Below are 19,005 nucleotides of genomic sequence, written 5' to 3'. Positions count from 1 at the left end.
CCCTTATGCGTTTCGGCATTCTGGGACCCCTGACCGTTTGGACCTCCGGCGGCCGGCCCGTCAGCGTGCCGGGACTCAAGGTGAGAGGCCTGCTCAGCGACCTTCTCGTGCACGCGGGGCGGCCGGTCCCCGCCGACCGGCTCGTGGACGACCTGTGGAGCGACGACGAACTGCCCGGCAACCCGCCGGCCGCGCTGTCCGTGAAGGTGTCGCAGCTGCGGAGGATCCTGGAGGACGCCGAGCCCGGCGGGCGCGACCTCATCGCGAACACCCCCGCGGGCTACGTGCTCAGGGGCGAGTGCGACGCGGCGTCCTTCGAGTCGCTGCTGGCCGAGGCGGCGGCCGCCGAGGAGCCCAGGGCCCGCGCCAAGCACCTGGCCGAGGCGCTGGCGTTGTGGCGGGGCCCGGCCTTCGCCGACTTCGCCGACCACGACTTCACCCGCGCCGCCGCCGCGCGCCTGCACGAACTGCGGCTGACCGCCCGCGAGGACCAGGCGGAGGTACGGCTCGCGCTCGGCGAGCACGCGGCGCTCGCCGCCGAACTGGGCGACCTGCTGACCGAGCACCCGCTGCGCGAACGGCTGCGCGCGGCCCACATGCGCGCCCTGTACCGCTCCGGCCGCCAGAGCGAGGCGCTGGCCAGCTACGAGACGCACCGCGAGGTGCTGGCCGAGGAACTGGGCCTGGATCCGGGCCCGGACCTGGCCGCGCTGCAGCGGTCCGTACTGGTGCAGGATCCTGCGCTGGCCGCCCCGGCGGCGAGTGCGACGGCGGGCCCCGCCCGGCCGAAGGGCAACGTCCCGGCCCCGCTGGGCGCGCTCATCGGCCGCGAGGAGGCCGTCGCGGAGATCCTGGCCAGGGCCGGCGAGGAACGTCTTGTCACGCTCACCGGCCCCGGCGGCGTCGGCAAGACGCGGCTGGCCGTCGAGGTGGCGGGCCGGATGTCGGCGCCCGACGGGGTCTGGCTGGTGGAGCTGGCCGCCGTGGACCGTCCGGGCGACGCCGACGCGGTCGCCAGGCTGGCCGAGGCGATCGGCGTCGTGCTGAGCCTGCAGGGAGCCGGTGACCCGGTGGAACGCCTGGCCGAGACGCTGCGCTCGCGCCAGGCCGTCCTGGTGCTGGACAACTGCGAGCACGTGATCGATCCGATCGCCGAGCTGGCCGGGCGGCTGCTGTCCCGCTCACCCGGCCTGCGGCTGCTCGCCACCAGCCAGGAGCCGCTCGGCCTCGCCGGTGAGCTGGTGTGGAGCGTGCCGCCGCTGCGCGTGCCCGGCCCCGGCGAGGCTGCCGGACGCGTACGGCAGGCCGCCGCGGTCCGCCTGTTCGTGGAGCGGGCCGCCGCCGCCGACCGGCGCTTCACCCTCGACGACGAGGACGCCGCGGCGGCCGCGGTGCTGTGCCGGCGGCTCGACGGGATCCCGCTGGCCCTGGAGCTGGCCGCCACCCGGGTGCGGGCCCTCGGGGTGAGCGGGGTCGTGGAGCGTCTGGACGACCGGTTCCGGCTGCTGGCCACCGGGCACCGGGGCGCGCCGCCGCGGCAGCAGACGCTCATGGCGATGATCGACTGGAGCTGGGAGCTGCTCGGCGAGGAGGAGCGGGCGGTGCTGCGGCGGCTGGCCGTGCACGCGGACGGCTGTTCGATGGAGGCGGCCGAGGAGGTGGGCGGCTCGGGCGGGCTCGACGTGCTCGACCTGCTCGCCCGGCTGATCGACCGGTCGCTGGTGAGCGCGCACGAGGGACGCTACCGGCTGCTGGAGTCGGTGGCCGCCTACTGCGTGGAGCGGCTGCGGGAGGCGGGCGAGCTGGAGGAGATGCAGGCCCGGCATCACCGCTACTACACCGGGCTGGCGGTGCGGGCGGAGCCGTACCTGCGCGGGGGCGAGCAGCGGCGGTGGCTGCGGCGGCTGGACGCCGACGCCGCCAACCTGCGCGCGGCGCTCGGCCACGCGGTCAGGAACGGCGCGGCCGGCGACGCGCTCGCGCTGGCCGGGGCGCTCGGCTGGTACTGGTTCCTGCGGGGCCGGCTGTCGGAGGGCGTGCGCTCGCTGACGGCGGCCCTGGCCCTGCCCGGCGGCGAGCCCCGGCAGCGGGCCGTCGCGCTGGCCTGGAAGACGGGCCTGGAGTTCTTGCACCGGCCGGAGGCCTCGGGCGAGGCGGCGGCCGGGCGCGCGGCGCTGCGGGCGGCGGCGCTCGACGCCTTCGGCGCGGACGGGCCGGAGAAGGCGCGGGCTCAGTGGTTTCTGGCCTACACCTCGGTAGACCTGGGCGACATGGCCGCGGCGGAGGAACTGGCCGCGGCGGCGCTGCCGGTCTTCGAGGCCCACGGCGACGCGTGGGGCACGGCGGCCGTGCGCGCCTTGCGGGCCAAGCTCGCGCACGTGCGCGGCGACGTCGCCGGGATCGAACGCGACGCCGAGATCAGCCGGGCGGCCTTCACCCGGCTGGGCGACCGCTGGGGGCTGATGGAGGCCAACGGCTGGCTCGGCGGCGCGGCCGAGTTCCGCGGCGAGGCGCGCGAGGCGGAACGGCTGCAGCGCGAGGGACTGCGCATGGCCGAGGAACTGGAGCTGTGGGTCGAGGTCGCCGGGCGGATGGGCTGGGTCGGCTGGCTGGCCCACCAGCGCGGCGACTACGACGAGGCCGTCGCGATGTGCGAGCGGGGTTTGGAGCTGGCCAAGCTGCAGGGCCACCACCCCTCGCAGGTGCTGGCCGCCATGTCGCTGGCCTTCGCCGCCCGCCGGCGCGGCGAGCTGGAGCGGGCCGACGCGCTGCTGCGTGAGATCCGGGCGCTGGCCTCTCCCGAGGACGAGGTCGCCGAGCCGCCGCCGTACCTGCCGCTCGTGCTGGCCGAGCAGGCGTTCGTGGCCGAGGGCCTCGGCGAGGCCCGGCGGGCGCTGCGGCTGAGCCTGGCCGCGCTCGACGCCTCCGAGGCCCTGCGCGACGAGCTCGGCTTCCCCCTCGGGCAGCTGGCCCTGGCCACCGCGCTGGCCGCCTGCGGGCGCCCCGAGCAGGCGGCGGGTCTGGTGGCGATCCACGACGAGCTGCGCGAGGGCACCCCGGTGAGCGCGGCCGAGCAGCGGGACCACGACCGCCTCGCCGAGCGGCTGCTGGCCGAGCTGGGCGAGGAGCGCTACAAGGCGGCGCGGGCCGCGGACCAGACGAGAGAAGATCTGATCAATGCGGCACGAACCATGCCGCAATAAGCTCTAACGTGGGGTTTCATGAAGGAACTTTCGTGGCCTGAGGTCAGTGCGCGGCGGCTGTTGCGTCAGGGACTGGCCGACCCGGTCAAGGACGCCTCCCCGGCCGACCTCGCCTCGGCGATGGCCGGCGTCCACGCCCAGGTGCTGTCGGCGGGCGAGCACTCGCTGGCCCTGCGCCTGGACGGGGCGACCAGGACCGACGTGCAGAAGGCCCTGTGGCAGGACGGCGGCCTGGTCAAGACCTACGGGCCGCGCGGCACCGTGCACCTGCTGGCCACCCGCGACCTGCCCATGTGGGTGGGCGCGATGTCCACGATCCCGGCCGTGCACAACACCTTCCCCGACGGGATACGGCTGACGCCCGGCCAGACCGAGGAGGTCGTCGAGGCGCTGCGCCGGGTGCTGACCGGTGCCGTGCTGACGATGGACGAGCTCAGCGAGGCGGTCGTGGCGGAGACGGGCCCGTGGGCCGGTGACAAGGTCATGCCCGCCTTCCAGGACATGTGGCCGCGCTGGCGGCAGGCGGTGGCCCACGCCGCCCACCGCGGCGCGTTGTGTTTCGGCCCGAACCGGGGCAGGAAGGTCACCTTCACCGCCCCGCCCGCCTTCGAGCCCGCCCCCGGCGGCGGAGCGCTGGCCGCGGCGTACCTGCACGCGTACGGCCCGGCCACGCCGCAGCAGTTCGCCCGCTGGCTGGGCACGCCGGTCGGCTGGGCGAGCCAGGCGTTCGGCGAGCTGGAGCTGGAGGAGGTGGCCTACGAAGGAGGCAGGGCGTGGGTACTGGCCGGTGACACCTCGGCCCCTGCCGCTCCGGCGCAGGGGGTGCGGCTGCTGCCGTACTTCGACGCGTACACGATCGCCGGGCAGCCGCGTGAGCTGCTCTTTCCCGGCCGGGCGTTCGAGCGGGCGCTGGCCAGGGGGCAGGCGGGCAACTACCCGCTGGTCCTGCTCGACGGGGTCGTCGGCGGGGTGTGGCACCAGAAGCGCTCGGGCAGGAGGATCGCGGTCACCGTGGAGACGCTCGAACCCCTCTCCCCCGCCCACCGCGACGAGCTCGACGAGCAGGTCGCCCGGCTCGGCGAGATCATGGAGGGCACGCCCGCGCTGACGCTCGGCCAGGTCAGCGTGGGCCCGCACGCATAACCTGGACGCCATGGACTCCATGATCCGGGTCAGGGACGCCCGCGAGCACAACCTGCGCCACGTCGACCTCGACGCCCCTCGCGACGAGATCGTGGTGTTCACCGGCGTGTCCGGCTCGGGCAAGTCGTCGCTGGCGTTCGGCACCGTCTACGCCGAGGCCCAGCGCCGCTACCTGGAGTCCGTCGCCCCCTACGCGCGCCGCCTCATCGAGCAGGCCGGCGCGCCGCAGGTGGGCGACATCACCGGCCTGCCGCCCGCGGTCGCGCTCCAGCAGGCGCGCGGCGGCGGCAGCACCCGCTCATCGGTCGGCACCGTCACCCACCTGTCGAACGTGCTGCGCATGCTGTTCTCCCGCGCGGGCGAGTATCCGCCGGGAGCCGCGCCGCTCGACTCCGACGCCTTCTCCCCCAACACCCCGGCCGGCGCCTGCCCCCACTGCCACGGGCTCGGCACCGTGCAGGAGGTCACGGAGGAGAGCCTGGTCCCCGACCCGTCTCTGAGCGTGCGCGAGGGCGCGATCGCCGCCTGGCCGGGCGCCTGGCAGGGCAAGAACTACCGCGACATCCTCGCCGAGCTGGGCTTCGACGTGGACCGCCCGTGGCGGGAGCTGCCGGCCGAGCAGCGCGAGTGGATCCTCATGACCGACGAGCAGCCCGTCGTCACCATCCACCCGGTCCGCGACGCCTCCCGGATCACCCGCCCCTACCAGGGAACCTTCGCCAGCGCCAAGCGCTACGTGCTGCACACCTACGCCACGACGAAGAGCGCCGCGCTGCGGGCCAGGGCCGAGCGGCACCTGGTGTCCTCACCGTGCCCGGTCTGCGCGGGGCGGCGCCTGCGGCCGGAGGCGCTGGCCGTACGGTTCGGCGGAAAGGACATCACGCAGCTGGCCGCGCTGCCGCTCACCGACCTCGCCGAGGCCCTCGCCGCCGACCCCGGCCTGGACGGCGCGCGGGCGCAGGCCGCGCACGCCCTGGCCGAGAACCTGCGCGGCCGCGTCGAGACCATGGCCGAGCTGGGCCTCGGCTACCTCAGCGCCGACCGCACGACCACCACGCTGTCGGCGGGCGAGCTGCAGCGGCTGCGGCTGGCGACGCAACTGCGCTCCGGCCTGTTCGGCGTGCTGTACGTGCTCGACGAACCCTCCGCCGGCCTGCACCCGGCCGACACCCGCGCGCTGGTCGCGGCCCTGCACCGGCTGCGCGCGGCGGGCAACTCGCTGTTCGTGGTGGAACACGACCTCGAGGTGGTACGGCAGGCCGGCTGGATCGTCGACGTCGGCCCCGGCCCCGGTGAGCACGGCGGCCGGGTGCTGTACTCGGGCGACGTGCCGGGCCTGGCCGGCGTCGAGGAGTCGGTCACCCGCCGCTACCTGTTCGGCCGTCCCCCGGCCTCCAGGACGCCGCGTGTGCCGTCGGGCTGGCTGGAGCTGCGCGGCGTCACCCTGCACAACCTGCGCGAGGTGGACGCGAGCTTCCCGCTCGGCACGTTCACCGCGGTGACCGGCGTGTCGGGTTCCGGCAAGACGACCCTGGTGACGCACGTGCTGACCGACGCGGTGGAGACCTACCTGGCCGGCGAGGTGCCGGCGGTGAAGGCGAGCGGCCTGGAGCAGGTGGCCCGCCTGGTACGCGTGGACCAGAAGCCGATCGGCCGCACGCCGCGTTCGAACCTGGCGACGTACACGGGCCTGTTCGACGCGGTGCGCAAGATGTTCGCCGCGGCTCCGGCGGCGCGCGAGCGCGGCTACGACGCCGGCCGCTTCTCCTTCAACGTGCAGGGCGGGCGCTGCGAGAACTGCCAGGGCGAGGGCGAGATCTCCATCGAGATGCTGTTCCTGCCGGGGGCCGTCGCGCCGTGCCCGGTCTGCCACGGCCGCCGCTACAACGCCGAGACGCTGGAGGTGCGCGTCGACGGCCGGTCCATCGCCGACGTGCTCGATCTCACCGTGGACGCGGCCCGCGAGGCGCTGTCCGGTCTGCCCGCCGCCGCCCGCAGCCTGGACACGCTGGCCGAGGTGGGCCTCGGCTACCTGAGGCTCGGGCAGCCGGCCACCACACTGTCCGGCGGCGAGGCGCAGCGGGTGAAGCTGGCGGGCGAACTGCAGCGCGTACGCCGCGACCACACCCTGTACGTGCTGGACGAGCCGACCTCCGGCCTGCATCCGGCCGACGTGGACCGGCTGATGGCCCAGCTCGACGGGCTGGTGTCGGCGGGCAACACGGTGGTGCTGGTAGAGCACGACATGGACGTGGTCGCCCGCGCCGACTGGGTCGTCGACCTCGGCCCCGGCGGAGGCGCGGCGGGCGGGCGGGTGGTGGCCGCGGGTCCGCCGCGCTCGGTCGCCGGCTCCGAGGCCTCCGTCACGGCCCCGTTCCTGGCGGCGCGGCTGCGGCCCGCTCCGGATGCCGCTGCCGGGCAGGGGTGAGCAACGCCGCGGCGGCGATCGCCAGGCAGCTGACCCCGGCGAAGACGAACACCGGCGTCGAACCGAACCGGCCCGCGCCCCAGGTCAGCGCCGCCGCGCCCAGCGGCCCCAGCGAGTAGTGGATGGTCCAGAACGCCGAGGTGACCCTGCCGAGCAGATGGCTGGGCGTGACCTGCTGGCGCAGCGACAGGCTGCAGATCCCGGCCACGCTCACGCAGGCCAGGTAGAGCCCCATGGCGGTGCCGATCCCCCATACGGTGCCGATGAACCCGATGGCGCCGATCGCCAGCCCGGCGGCGGCCAGCGCGCTGACCCACGTGGGCCCGAACCCGAGCCGCCCGCGCAGCCGGGTCACCAGTGTCGCCCCGATCATCGTCCCGACCGCCCCGATGCCGAGGACGACGCCGATGACGGCGTCCGGCTGGCCCAGGTCGTGCTTCAACCGGAAGATCACGATGTCGGTGAGCCCGAGCGTCAGGAAGATGAAGAACGACAGCAGCACCGTCAGCGCCCGCAGCACCGGCTGCCGCCACAGGAACACCGCCCCTGCCACCAGTTCCCGCCAGGGCGCGCCGTGGACGGCGGGCCTTTCGTGCCGGGCGAGCCTGACCATGTAGACGCCGACCGCGGACAGGGCGAAGCCGACGGCGTTGATGCCGATCGCGGCCGTGGGCCCGAGCCAGCCGGCCACGACGCCGGCCAGCATCGGGCCGAGCACGCTGGCGGCGGCGGCCGTGGCGTACAGCTTGCCGTTGGCCTCGGTGACCCGGTCCTCACCGACCAGGGTGGGCACGGAGGAGACGTACGCCACCTGGAAGACCATGCCTACCGCGGCGGCCAGCGGCAGGACGGCGTACAGGAGCCAGACCTTGGGTCCGCTCAGCCAGGCCAGCGGGATGGTGGCGTACAGGACGCACCGCACGATGTCGCAGCCGATGAGCAGCTTGCGGCGGTCGAAGCGGTCGACGGCCACACCGGCGAAGATCCCGGCGACGACGCCGGCGGCGCCGGAGACGCCGGTCAGCAGGCCCATCTGGGCGACGGAGCCGGTGACGTTGAGGATGAGCAGCGGGACGGCGATGATCGCGAAGGAGTCTCCCGCGACGGACAGCGTCTGGGCGCCCCAGAAGACCGTGAAGTCGCGCTGACGCCATAAGGGCCGCCGGTCCGCCTGGGTGTCCTGGTGCATGAGGCTCCTACAGGTCGAACTGGTACTGGTGCGTGCTGCGGTAGGCCCGGTAGCCCAGGCGCTCGTTGACCGCCGGCATGTGGACGTCGTCCTCGGCGGTATCGGTCTCGACCTCGGTCAGGCCGGGATGCTCGGCGCGTAACCTGCGTACCATCGTGGCCTTGAGCCAGAGCCCCAGGCCGTGGCCGCGATGCACGGGCACCACCGCGGTGCCGTACTGCGCGGCCCGGCGGCGCTCCCCCGCGCTGATCACGATCTCGGTGTATCCGGCCATCGTCTCGCCGTGCAGCGCGGCGAGGGTCAGCAGGGTGTCGCCGCGATCGGCCATCACCTTGGCCATCTCCCTGACGGCGGCGGCGTCCCAGCGCCGGACGCCGTGGCCCATCTCGCCGGTGGGCATGTCGTTCACGGCGTTCCTGGCCTCGGCGAAGGCGCCGGCCAGGCCGTCGGGGACGGTGCCGGTCCAGAACGCCAGGTCGTAGCCGGGCCGCGCGGTGTCGGCCTCCCGGCAGTCGGCCTGGGCCAGGTCGAGCAGCAGGTGCCGGAGCGTCAGCACGCGCCGCAGGCCGCGGGCCGCGCAGAAGGCGTCCCCGGGACCGTCCGCGGCCACCGCCGTGATCATCGCCCGCCGCCGCTCGGCCCGCGCGGCCGACACCGCCGCCGCCAGCAGCAGCGACCCGGCGCCGCCGCGCCGCCGCTCGGGCCGCACGTGCAAGTCGAGCTCGCTCAGATGGTCCATGCCCGGCGCGTCGAACAACCGCAGCGCCGCCACCCCGGCCACCGGCCCGCCGGGCTCGGCCGCCATCCAGACCAACCGGCGGCTCTGTAAGGGCGGCACGGTCAGCTGGGCCCGGGTGGGCACCGGCCGACCCGGAAGATCGTGCCCCAGCGACGCGGCCATCACCCCGTGCCACGCCTCGGCCTGCTCCGCCGACACCTCCGCCGACGGTGTTCCCTTGATCGTGTACGGCATGCCGACCACCCTAGGCGGCGCCCCCGTCAGGTGGTGGCCACGGGGGCGAGAGCGGGGCGTTTGGCGGTGCGGCCGTCGCCGGAGGACCGGCCGCGCAGCCGGCGGCCGATCCAGGGCCCGACGAAGCCGGCCAGCCAGCGCGCCTCCGCCGCGACCACCCGCCACGCGGCGGGCGCGGGCAGCGGCGGCAGGGGGTGCGTCCAGGTGTCGTCGCTGCCCGGCAGCTCCAGCACCTGGGCGAAACCGGCGGCGAAGCGGGTGTGGCCCTCGGGGCTGGCGTGGATGCGGTCGTGACTCCACATCCGCCGGTCGGTGACGAACGCGAACGCGTGAGCGTCGAGGACGGTGACGCCGTGGCGGGCGGCGGCCGTGCGGACCCGGTCGTTGAAGTCGAGCACGCGCGGGGCCAGCCGGCGGACGAGCGGCGAGAGCTTGCCCAGGTCGGGGTAGGTGACGGTGACGACGCGGGCGCCGGAGGCGGTCAGGGTGGCGAACATGTCCTCCAGCACCGCGGCGGTCGCGGCCGCGCTGAAGCCGGGCCGGATGAGGTCGTTCATGCCCGCGACGACGGTGACCAGGTCGGGGCGCAGCTCCAGCGCCGCGGGCACCTGCTCGTCGCGGACCTGGGCGGCCAGCCGGCCGCGTACGGCGAGGTTGGCGTAGAGCAGGCCGGGATTGTGGCGGGCGAGGTGTTCGGCCAGGCGGTCCGCGACCCCGCGGTGGCCGCCCAGGCCGTCGTCGTCGCCGACGCCTTCGGTCATGCTGTCGCCGAGCGCGACATAGCGCTGGTACGTGCTCACCCCCCGACCGTATCCCTGACCGCGGCCAGCACAGCGTGAAGGGTACGCAGAAAGCCCATTGCATAGGAAGGTTTCCTAATTAATACTGCGATCAACGCAGCTCAGAGCCCCCTGGAGGTTTGTATGCCCCGTCGCGCGCTCGCTCTCACCACGGCCGCGCTGGCCTGTCTCGGCGCGCTCGCCGTGAGCACCGCCCCCGCACAGGCCGCGGGCCCGATCGACGTCGTCATGAGCCCGCTCTCCCTCGGCGAGTACTGCGCCGCCAAGGTCAACTCCAGCTCCATCGTCGGCTTCTACAACGGCAGCCTCGGCTGCTACCGGTACGCCTCCAACCTGATCTACCTCGGCAGCGGCAGCCCCTCGGCCGCCTGTCAGTACTACAACCCCACCTACACCTACCTCGGCTACGCCCAGGGCGGCGCCCAGTCCCTGGTCTGCAAGTACTCGGTCTAGGGCCTCACGACTCCGCGTTCAGGTAGCGGCCCGGCGAGGTCCCCACGGTGCGGCGGAAGGCGGCGAGGAACGCGCTTGCCGTCGCATACCCCACCGCCCGCGCCACCGCGGAGACGGGCCGCCCTTCCGCGAGCAGCGGGAGGGCGGCCCGCAACCGCAGATGCGTCCGCCAGCGCTCGAAGCTCATCCCGGTGTCCTGGACGAACAACCGCGTGAGCGTGCGCCGGCTCACCCCCGCGGCCCGCGCGTGGGCCTCCAGGCCGCGCGCGTCGGCCGGATCGGCGATCAGCGCGTCGGCCACGGCGCGTACCCGCTCCTCACGCGGGCGCGGCACGTCGATGGGCAGGGCGGGCAGCGGCCGCAGCAGGTCGAGCACGACCGCCTCGGCCCGCAGCCGGGGGCCGTCGGCCAGGTCGTCGCGCCCCAGGTACGTGAACAGATGGGCCAGCAGCCCGTCCACCCCCACCGGCGTCGGCTCCGGCCAGTCCAGCGCGCAGCGCTCCGGGGCCAGGTAGAGGCCGCACAACACCGCGTCACGGGTCGCCCCGGTGCGGTGCTCCACCCCGGCCGGTATCCACAGCGCGACGGTCGGCGGCAGCACCCAGTAGGAGTCGCCCACGGCCACTCCGACCACCCCGCGCCGCGTCCACGCGATCTGGTGGTGCGTGTGGGTGTGCGGCGGGATCCACTCCCCCGACGACAGCGGGAAGTGCCCGACCACGATCGCGCCGACGCCGGGCGGCACCTCGGTCTTCATGCGGACCAGCCTATGTCCTCAGCGCGATATCACCTGGCCCCATCGCGGATTGCGGCCATCGGCGGCCCGCGCCTAGCGTCGTCGGGTGACGAAGAAAACCCCCGCACTGGCGGTTCTGTGCGCCGTGCAGTTCATGCTTGTCCTCGACGACACCGTGGTGAACGTCGCCCTGCCCGCCATCCGCGGCGAACTCGGCTTCACCGCCGCCGGGTTGTCCTGGGTGGTCAACGCCTACTTCCTCGCCTTCGGCGGCTTCCTGCTGCTGTCGGGGCGGGCCGCCGACCTGCTGGGCAGGCGGCGGGCGTTCCTCATCGGAGTGGCCGCGTTCGGCGTGGCCAGCCTGGTCTGCGGCATCGCCCAGGAGCCGTGGCAGCTGGTGGCGGCCAGGTTCGCGCAGGGCATGGGCTCCGCGCTGGCCAGCCCGGCCGCGCTGTCGCTGATCACGTTGATCTTCCCCGGCGAGGGCGAACGCGCCAGGGCGGTCGGCGTCTGGGGCGCCATCGCGGCCCTGGGCGGCACGATGGGGCTGGTGATCTCGGGCGTGCTGACCGATCTGACGTCGTGGCGCTGGATCTTCCTGATCAACCTGCCCGTGGCGGCTCTGGCCCTGGTGCTCGTCCCCCGCCTGGTCGGCGAGAGCCGGGCCGCGCGCGGGGCCCGGCTGGACGTCCCGGGCGCGCTGCTGGGCACCGCGGCGGTCCTCGCGCTGGTCTACGGGTTGCTCCAGGCCGAGCACGCGGGCTGGGTCTCGGCGGCGGTCCTGCTCCCGCTGCTGCTGGCCGTGTTGCTGGCGGCGGCCTTCCTGGCGGTCGAGTCCCGTACGGCACAGCCACTCGTGCCACTGGCGTTCCTGGCGGTCCGCATCCGGGCCGTGGCCAACCTCTCGACCCTGCTGTTCTCGGCCGCCTTCTACGCGATGGCCTTCCTGCTGATGATCCACCTGCAGACGCGGCTCGGGTACAGCGCGCTGGTGGCCGGCGTGGCGTACCTGCCCTATGGGGCTGGGATCCTGGCCGGGATGTGGCTGTCGTCCCGCGCGGTGGCCCGGCTCGGGACGCGGCCCGCGCTCCTGGTCGCGTTGACGGTCAGCGCGGCGGGGCTGCTGCTGTTGTCCGGGGTGGCGCCCGGAGACGCCTATGTGAGCGGCGTCCTGCCCGGGATGCTGGTCACCAGCCTCGGCTGCGGCCTGAGCCTGCCCGCGCTGACCACCGCCGCCGTCACGGGCACCACCTCGGAGGACGCCGGGGTCGGCTCGGCCGTCCTCACCTCGGTGCAGCAGGTCGGCGGGGCGGTGGGCGTGGCGCTGCTGGTCACGCTGGCCGCCCAGCACGGCTACGCGTTCGCCCTGGTCGTCTGTGCCGCCCTGGTCGTGCTCGCCGCCGTCCTCGTCGCCACCGCCCTGCGCCCCAGCCGGTACGGCCGGCCCGCGAAAACCCCCGGGCACCCCGGCCTCCGCTGACCGCCACCGGGGCGAAGCCGTTGGGGACCGGTGTGGTGCCGTCCGGCGCGGGTGGCGGCCGCCGGGCGCGGGAGTTCGACCGCCGGGCGCAACCGGCCGGATCGGGTCGGCCGGGCGGGGACCGGTCCGCGTACAGGTGGCCGAATCGCACACCACTCCAGCGAGGGGGACGAGATGATCGAACTGAGCACGTTCAGCCTGCCGGAGGCCGTCACCGGGACGCGGGCGGACCTGGAGCTCGGCCGTACCATGATCGCGGCGTGGCGCAGGGACGGCATCTTCCAGGTCGCCGCCACCACACCCCAGCACGAGACGGCGCTCGCGGCGTTCGAGGCGAGCAGGGAGTTCTTCTCGCTGTCACTGCCGGAGAAGTCCAGCCATGTCAGCGACCTGAGCTACAGCGGCTACGTCGCCTCAGGCGAGGAGGTCACCGCGGGCGAGACCGACTACTCCGAGATCTTCACCGTCTGCCCGGACGTGCCGGTGCACGACGCGCGGGTGCGCGAGCGCTGGCCCTGTCACGGCCCCGTGCCCTGGCCGGGCCCGCACTACCAGCGGCGGATGGAGGCGTTCACGGCCGCGCTCGGCTCGATCGGCGAGCGGCTGCTGCGGCTGGCGGCCCTGGGTCTCGGGCTGGGTGGGCCGGACGCGCTGACCGGGCACACCACGGACGGCTGGCACCACATGCGCGTGCTGCGCTTCCCGCCGCGCTCCGCGCGGACCGCGCGCGGCATCGGCGCCCACACCGACTACGGGCTGCTGGTGATCGCCGCGCAGGACGAGGTCGGCGGCCTGTACGTCCGGCCGCCGGTCGAGGGCGAGAAGCGGCCGCGCAACTGGCTGGAGGCGGAGAGCACCGCCGGCCTGTACGAGGACGAGCCGCCGTGGATCTTCGTCCGCCCGGTGCCGCGGGTGTTCACCGTCTTTCCCGGCGACATCCTGCAGTTCCTGACCGGCGGCTACCTGCTGTCCACGCCGCACAAGGTGGCGCTGGCCGATCGCGAGCGGTTCGCGGTGGCGTACTTCCACGAGCCGAGCTTCGGCCGATCGCTCGACGACCCGTGCGGCGGCCCGCCGCTGCACTACGGGACGCACTTCACGAACATGTTCATGCGCTGCTACCCCGAACGCGCCGCCACCCGGCGCATCCACGAGGAGGGACGGCTGGCGATGTTGCGTGAGCCGTATCAGCGCTGAGGCGGACGGCCCGCGCTACGGCGTGAGCACGATCTTCCCGGCGACGGTGCCGGACTCCGCCAGCCGCAGGGCCTCGGCGACACGGGCGAGGGGCAGCTGGGCGGCGATCCGGGCGGTGATGTCACCACGCTGGAACGCGGCGAAGACCTGGGTGAGGTCGGCGCGCAGCCGCGCCCGGAACCGGTCCTTGGCCAGGGCGTGTCCCGCCCACGCGTTGTAGAAGTAGGCGCGGCGCCGGTTGGGCAGGGCGTTCCACAGCCAGACCCGGCCGAGCAGCTTGAGCACGGGCCACTGCTTGGACCCCTCGTCGTCGCGGGTGGAGGCGCTGCCGTAGGAGACGAGCGTGCCGCCGGGGGCGAGCAGCCTCCAGGAGCCGACGATGCCGCGCCCGCCGACGTGGTCGAAGACGGCGTCCACCCCGCCGGGGGCGAGTTCGCGCACGCGCGCGGCGACGTCGCCGCCGCGGTAGTCGACGGGCACGACGCCCTGGGCCCGCAGGGCGTCGTGGTGGCGGGCGGAAGCGGTGCCGATGACGTGGACGCCCGCGGCTTGGGCGAGCTGGACGAGCACCGAGCCGACGCCGCCGTTGGCGCCGTGCACGAGGATGGTCTGCCCGGCGCGGACGCGGGCCTTGCGGTGCAGCATCTGCCAGGCGGTGATGCCGTTGACGACGAGGGTCTCCGCCTGCGCCGCGCCGATCCCGTCGGGCACCGGCACCACGTCCGCGGCGTCCACGAGCACGTGGCTGGCCCAGCCCCCGACCTTGACCAGCGCCGCGACCCGGGCGCCGGCAAGGCCGGGCTCCACTCCCTCGCCGGTGCCCACCACGGTGCCGACCAGGTCGTAGCCGGGTACGAACGGGAACGCCGGCTGGTCGTAGTAGCGCCCGCGGCGCATCTGCTGCTCGGCGAAGGAGACGCCGGTCGCCTCCATCCGGATCAGAACCTGACCGGGTCCGGCGACGGGCACCTCCCCGTGCCTGATCCGCAGCCCCTCCGGCTCGACCTTGCCCGGCAGAACGACCTCGACGAGTTCCTCGGCGCCCATCACAACCTCCGCTACTAGCTCTCATGTCTGTTATAGCCTATAACAGCACATAGGGAGGACATGCGTCAACCAGGCCCTCCGCGGTCAGGCCAGGGCCGGGATCTCGATCTTGGTGCGGTCGGCGGGGGCCGTCAGGCAGGCAAGCACGGCGTCGCCTCGCTCCAGGCGTTCGCCCATGGACGAGGTGAGCCGGGCCGTGCGCTCGATCTCGTACGGGTCGCCGGTCCGCGGCGTCACCCGGAGCCGGAGCAGCCAGACGTAGCGGCCGTTGTGCTTGTTGGACATCTCCTCCGCCCCCAGGACCGCCGCGTCGCACGGCACCGCCACCGCGCGCTCCTCCGGCGTGAAGGTCACCAGCGCGGCCGACTCCAGGCTCGCGAACGAGATGGAGCCCATGGTGAGCACCCCCGCGCCCAGGAAGAGGATCGTCGCGCTGACGTACGCCCCCACCCGGGTCTGCGGCTTCCGCCGCAACCTGACGAACAAGATGACGCCGACGATCGCGGCGATGGCGGCGCATGTGCCGAAGACGACCGATCCCAATGCTCTTCCTCCCGTTCCGACGCCGCCAGTCGATCACTCGGCACTTGCACGGCGGCTGCAGCGCGCTCTCAGCCGCCCAGGGCCGCGGCGCGCCGGGCGTCCAGTTCGCGCTGGAGGCGGTCCACGTCGCGGGCGTACGGGCGGTAGAGGAGCGTGAGGTACGCCCCGTTGGCCAGCATCAGCAGAACCAGAACCCACAGGAAGACCTGCTTGAGCCCGAAGACGTCGCCGAGGAAGCCGGCGCCGAGGCTGAAGGCGGCCCAGCCGATCGCCTCGAAGATCGAGATGTAGACGGCGAAGGCCGCGCCTCTCAGCTCGGGAGGCGTGATCGCCATGACCATCGGCCGGTTGATGCCGGGGTTGACGCCCTGCGTGGCGCCCATCAGCCCGAAGAACGCCGCGAACGGCACGATGGACGCGAACGCGATCTGGGTGCCGAGGAAGGCCGCCGCGGCGAAGCCGAACTGGGCGGCCTGCAGTACGGCGACCAGGCCGTAGCGAGGGCTGCGCCGGGCGGCCCAGTCACCCAGGAAGCCGCCGGCCACGTTGCCCAGGAAGTAGCCGACGCCGAACGGCAGCAGCACGATGGAGGCCACGGCGGTGCTGAAGCCGTACACGTCGACGAGGAAGACCACGCCGAACGCCCCCACGAGCAGGTGGCCCGACAGCAGCCGGGAGCCGAGCAGGATGCCGAAGCTGGGGATGCGCAGCAGCGCCAGCGCCTTGGTCCAGGTGAGCTCGGACTGGGCGGCGCGCACCTCGGGGTCGAGGTCGGCGAGCTGCCGCTCGGCGGCTCCGATGCCCGGGTCGCGAAACCACAGCCAGATGCCGATGCCGAGCAGCACGTTGAACGCGCCGATGCCCCACAGACCCCAGCGCCAGCCGTCGTCGACGTTGGCCAGCTGGCCCTTGACGGGACCGAGGACCGATCCGGCCAGCGCGATCACACCGTAGAGCAGCCCGACGGCCTTTCCGCGGACGGAGCCGTCGAACAGGTCGCCGATGATCTCGGTGATGATCGGGTGCGCGGCGGCGTACCCGGCGGCGAGGATGGTGTAGAAGATCAGCAGCTGGGCGAAGTTCTGGGAGAAACCGGCGGCGATGCCCCACACGCCCCACAGCCCCGTGGCCACGACGAGGACGTTCTTGCGCGACCAGCGGCGGGCGGCCCACACCCACAGCGGCCCGGTGAACACCCCGACGATCTTCCCGGCGGCGGTGAGGATGCCGAGCGCGCCGAGCGAGAGCCCCAGCGACTGCCTGATCACCGGGAAGAGGCTGTTGACCAAGCTGGCTTCGGTGCTGTCGACGAGCATCGCGCCGCCCAGCAGCGACAGCTGACGCCATCGTCCGCGGATCTCGGCGGGCGCTTGTTGGGTAGCCTGAGACATCACGCCACCTCTTTCTGCGAGGAGGAGGAAAGGTGTTCGCCGGTGACGGGGTGGCCGCCCCGTCACCGGCTCAGAGCTCGGCGAGCTCTTCCGCGATCGCGCGGAGTCTGGGGGGTGGGAGCAGCCCGCCGGCCATCGCCGCGACGTCGATCAGCGGGGTGGCGCCGAGCATCTGCAGCAGCTCGGAGTCGACGATGCCGGGCACGTGCCTGCGCAGGACCTCGACGGCGACCGGGTCGGCGATCAGCGCCTTGACCGGCGTGCGCAGCGACAGCCTGCCCTCGGGGTAGTCCTCGGGCCGCGGGAGGGGGGCGGCGCTCTGTTCGGCCCGGTCGAGCTGGGCGCGTACCAGGAGGTGTTCCTCCGTGACCGCGCCGGTGACGGGGAGCCCGAGCCGCTCGAACTGGCCGGGCGGCGCGTCGTTGGCCCGCATCAGCTCGACCAGCAGACCGGCCATGCGCAGCTCGGCCGCGTCGTCGACGACGGGCGCGCGCTGCTCGGGGTCGGTCTCCAGGTCGTACAGGAGCGTGCCGAAGTGGTAGGCGTTGACGAAGGTACGGCCCGCCACCCGGATCGTGCGCACCCCCTTGGTGAAGGCGAACGACTCCGCCAGCTCGATGCCCGCCAGCTCGGCGGGCGAGAAGCGGCCGCGCATGTGCGTGGGCATGAGGGTGTGCTCGTGCAGGGGCTCGTTGGCGGCCGAGGCGGGCGCGCGCATGTAGACGTAGCGGCCGTCGGTGACGTTGACGTGCCCGCCGTGGATGCCGAAGAGGCCGGCCTGCCTGGTGGCCCCGGAGTTCAGGGGGATGCCCTGCATGTCGGCGGGCCGGTCGAGGCCGAAGTACTCCAGCAGCGTGGGCGCCAGGTCGATGGTCTGCACGAGCGCCTCGCGCCGCTCGCCCGCGGCGGCCGCGCGGGGATCCCACACGAACAGCGGCAGGTGGACCAGCTCGTTGTACCAGGGCTGCACGGACTTGCCCCACCAGCCCTTCTCCCCCAGCAGCAGACCGTGGTCGGTGCAGACGATCAGCAGCGTGTCCTCCCACAGGCCCAGGTCGTCCATGGTGTCCAGCACCCGGCCCAGGGAGTGGTCGCACATCGACAGCAGAGCCGCGTACTCGTAGCGGGCGTGGTCCACCTGCCGCGGCGTCTCGGTCACCCGCTTGTAGTCGGGCCAGTCGAAGTGCGGGCCGTCGTAGTCGTGCGGGTAGAGGTCCTTGTACTGCTTATGGGTGAAGAAGGGCTCGTGCGGGTCGAAGGTCTCGATCTGGACGAACCAGCGGTCCTGCGCGGCGTTGGTCCTGACGAACTCCAGCCCGGCGTCGAAGGTCAGTGTCTGGGGGTGCTTCGCCTCGGTGTCCATGTACGGGCGGTTGACCCAGTCCTGCCGGTAGATCGTGTGACGCATGCGCTTGAGGTCCTCGGGCATCTCCGGGTCGGCCACCCGGCCCTTCCACGGATCGCCCTCCTGGCCGCGGAAGAACTCCCAGGTGTTGTAGCGGCCGTGATAGGTGGCGCCGCCGTCCTCCCAGTAGTGCGGGTGGTCGCTGACCAGGTGCGTGTAGACGCCGTTCTGCTTGAGCAGCTCCGGCATCGAGTCGTCGAACGGCTCCAGCGGGCCCCAGCCGCGGTGCAGGAAGTTGTAGCGGCCGGTGTGGATCTCGCGGCGGGCCGGCATGCACGGCATCGAACCGGCGTAGCAGTGCTCGAACGTGGTCGCGCGGCCGGCCAGCCGGGCGAAGTTCGGCGCGTGCGTCCAGTCCCCGCCGTAGGGCGGCAGCATGTGCCGGTTCAGGCTGTCGAACATCACCATGATCGCTTTCATCGGGCCTCCAGCCACGTCCGCGTCTCCTCCAGCCACGCCACCCACGCGTCCATGGCGGCGGCGCCGTAGTCGTGCATGCGGTCGAAGACCTCCTGCGCGCTCGCCTGATCGAGGCCGGGCAGCGCGTTCTCGAAGCGCAGGGTCCTGTCGCGGTGACGGCTGCGGGCGATCTGCTCGTACCGGTAGGCCAGCTCGACGTGGAGCATCTCCAGCGCCGCCTGCCGGTCGAGCGCCACGGCGAAGCCGAACCGGGCGGTGAAGTCCGCGTCCTGGAAACGGCTCGACGGCTCGTAGGGCGAGCGGACCCACTCCAGCAGCACCTGCTCGCCGTGGGGGGTCAGCCGGTAGACCTTCGCGTCGGGCCGTCCCTCCCTCGGGTCGACCTCGAACTCCACCCACCCGTCGGCGACCATCCGGGCCAGCAGCCGGTAGATCTGGCTGTGGTGGGCGCGCGAGCGGACGAACTGCCCCTCCACCTCCAGCCACTTGCGCAGGTCGTAGCCACTGAACGGGCGGCCGGCCAGCAACGCCAGCAGGACGTACTCAAACCTCAACGTGTCTCCTATGTGCACATGCACTTATGTGAGTTGATTCATA

At 73.5% G+C, this 19,005-nt stretch carries 15 protein-coding genes; 6 read left to right on the top strand and 9 right to left on the bottom strand.

All coding sequences use genetic code 11. The features are described from left to right. Positions 1–5 precede the first annotated feature (5 nt). From ACIBHY_RS24905 to uvrA, 3 genes are read left to right on the top strand one after another with little or no spacing between them, the layout of a single operon-like run. Positions 6–3,203, top strand: a complete 3,198-nt coding sequence (locus tag ACIBHY_RS24905) for a BTAD domain-containing putative transcriptional regulator (protein WP_397307816.1) — start codon at positions 6–8, stop codon at positions 3,201–3,203. Between the two features lie 18 nt (positions 3,204–3,221). Continuing rightward, on the top strand, positions 3,222–4,346 hold the full coding sequence (locus tag ACIBHY_RS24900) for a winged helix DNA-binding domain-containing protein (protein ID WP_397258554.1): 1,125 nt from the start codon (positions 3,222–3,224) through the stop codon (positions 4,344–4,346). Between the two features lie 10 nt (positions 4,347–4,356). Then, positions 4,357–6,774, top strand: coding sequence for an excinuclease ABC subunit UvrA (uvrA, locus tag ACIBHY_RS24895; RefSeq protein ID WP_397307815.1), 2,418 nt, complete (start codon positions 4,357–4,359; stop codon positions 6,772–6,774). On the opposite strand, the gene ACIBHY_RS24890 is transcribed toward uvrA, so the two are convergent. From ACIBHY_RS24890 to ACIBHY_RS24880, 3 genes are read right to left on the bottom strand one after another with little or no spacing between them, the layout of a single operon-like run. After that, positions 6,710–7,963, bottom strand: coding sequence for an MFS transporter (locus ACIBHY_RS24890; protein ID WP_397307814.1), 1,254 nt, complete (start codon positions 7,961–7,963; stop codon positions 6,710–6,712). The genes uvrA and ACIBHY_RS24890 overlap by 65 nt on opposite strands. A 7-nt stretch (positions 7,964–7,970) precedes the next feature. Further along, on the bottom strand, positions 7,971–8,936 hold the full coding sequence (locus ACIBHY_RS24885) for a GNAT family N-acetyltransferase (protein WP_397307813.1): 966 nt from the start codon (positions 8,934–8,936) through the stop codon (positions 7,971–7,973). A 26-nt stretch (positions 8,937–8,962) separates the two neighbouring features. Beyond that, a complete protein-coding gene (locus ACIBHY_RS24880; protein WP_397307812.1) occupies positions 8,963–9,736 on the bottom strand; it encodes an SGNH/GDSL hydrolase family protein in 774 nt (257 codons plus the stop codon). A gap of 123 nt (positions 9,737–9,859) precedes the next feature. Between ACIBHY_RS24880 and ACIBHY_RS24875 the strand changes: the two genes are divergently transcribed. Beyond that, a complete protein-coding gene (locus ACIBHY_RS24875; RefSeq protein ID WP_397258564.1) occupies positions 9,860–10,189 on the top strand; it encodes a hypothetical protein in 330 nt (109 codons plus the stop codon). 4 nt (positions 10,190–10,193) lie between these two features. Here ACIBHY_RS24875 and ACIBHY_RS24870 read toward each other — a convergent pair whose 3' ends face one another. Next, positions 10,194–10,946 (bottom strand): AraC family transcriptional regulator, encoded by a 753-nt coding sequence (locus ACIBHY_RS24870; RefSeq protein WP_379640014.1) that lies wholly within the window; start codon positions 10,944–10,946, stop codon positions 10,194–10,196. An 85-nt stretch (positions 10,947–11,031) separates the two neighbouring features. Between ACIBHY_RS24870 and ACIBHY_RS24865 the strand changes: the two genes are divergently transcribed. Continuing rightward, positions 11,032–12,405, top strand: a complete 1,374-nt coding sequence (locus ACIBHY_RS24865) for an MFS transporter (protein ID WP_397307811.1) — start codon at positions 11,032–11,034, stop codon at positions 12,403–12,405. 174 nt (positions 12,406–12,579) lie between these two features. Then, positions 12,580–13,602: a 2-oxoglutarate and iron-dependent oxygenase domain-containing protein gene (locus tag ACIBHY_RS24860; RefSeq protein WP_397307810.1), complete on the top strand. Its 1,023-nt coding sequence runs from the start codon at positions 12,580–12,582 to the stop codon at positions 13,600–13,602. A gap of 15 nt (positions 13,603–13,617) precedes the next feature. Here the strand turns inward: ACIBHY_RS24860 and ACIBHY_RS24855 are convergent, their stop codons facing one another. The 5 genes from ACIBHY_RS24855 to ACIBHY_RS24835 all read right to left on the bottom strand — a co-directional run bounded on the left by ACIBHY_RS24855 (position 13,618) and on the right by ACIBHY_RS24835 (position 18,962). Beyond that, complete coding sequence (locus tag ACIBHY_RS24855; RefSeq protein WP_397258572.1) at positions 13,618–14,649, bottom strand: medium chain dehydrogenase/reductase family protein; 1,032 nt, start codon at positions 14,647–14,649, stop codon at positions 13,618–13,620. An 84-nt stretch (positions 14,650–14,733) separates the two neighbouring features. Then, positions 14,734–15,192, bottom strand: a complete 459-nt coding sequence (locus ACIBHY_RS24850; RefSeq protein WP_397258574.1) for a hypothetical protein — start codon at positions 15,190–15,192, stop codon at positions 14,734–14,736. 68 nt (positions 15,193–15,260) lie between these two features. Further along, positions 15,261–16,583 carry an MFS transporter gene (locus tag ACIBHY_RS24845; RefSeq protein ID WP_397307809.1) on the bottom strand — a complete coding sequence of 441 codons (1,323 nt, stop codon included), beginning with the start codon at positions 16,581–16,583 and terminating at the stop codon, positions 15,261–15,263. A gap of 70 nt (positions 16,584–16,653) precedes the next feature. Beyond that, positions 16,654–18,408 (bottom strand): sulfatase, encoded by a 1,755-nt coding sequence (locus tag ACIBHY_RS24840; RefSeq protein WP_397307808.1) that lies wholly within the window; start codon positions 18,406–18,408, stop codon positions 16,654–16,656. Further along, positions 18,405–18,962 (bottom strand): PadR family transcriptional regulator, encoded by a 558-nt coding sequence (locus tag ACIBHY_RS24835; RefSeq protein WP_397258580.1) that lies wholly within the window; start codon positions 18,960–18,962, stop codon positions 18,405–18,407. Before ACIBHY_RS24835 ends, ACIBHY_RS24840 begins: the two co-directional genes overlap by 4 nt. Positions 18,963–19,005: the final 43 nt, after the last annotated feature.

Source organism: Nonomuraea sp. NPDC050547, assembly GCF_044457345.1.
Lineage (GTDB): Bacteria > Actinomycetota > Actinomycetes > Streptosporangiales > Streptosporangiaceae > Nonomuraea.
This window is presented reverse-complemented; position numbering and strand designations above follow the sequence as displayed.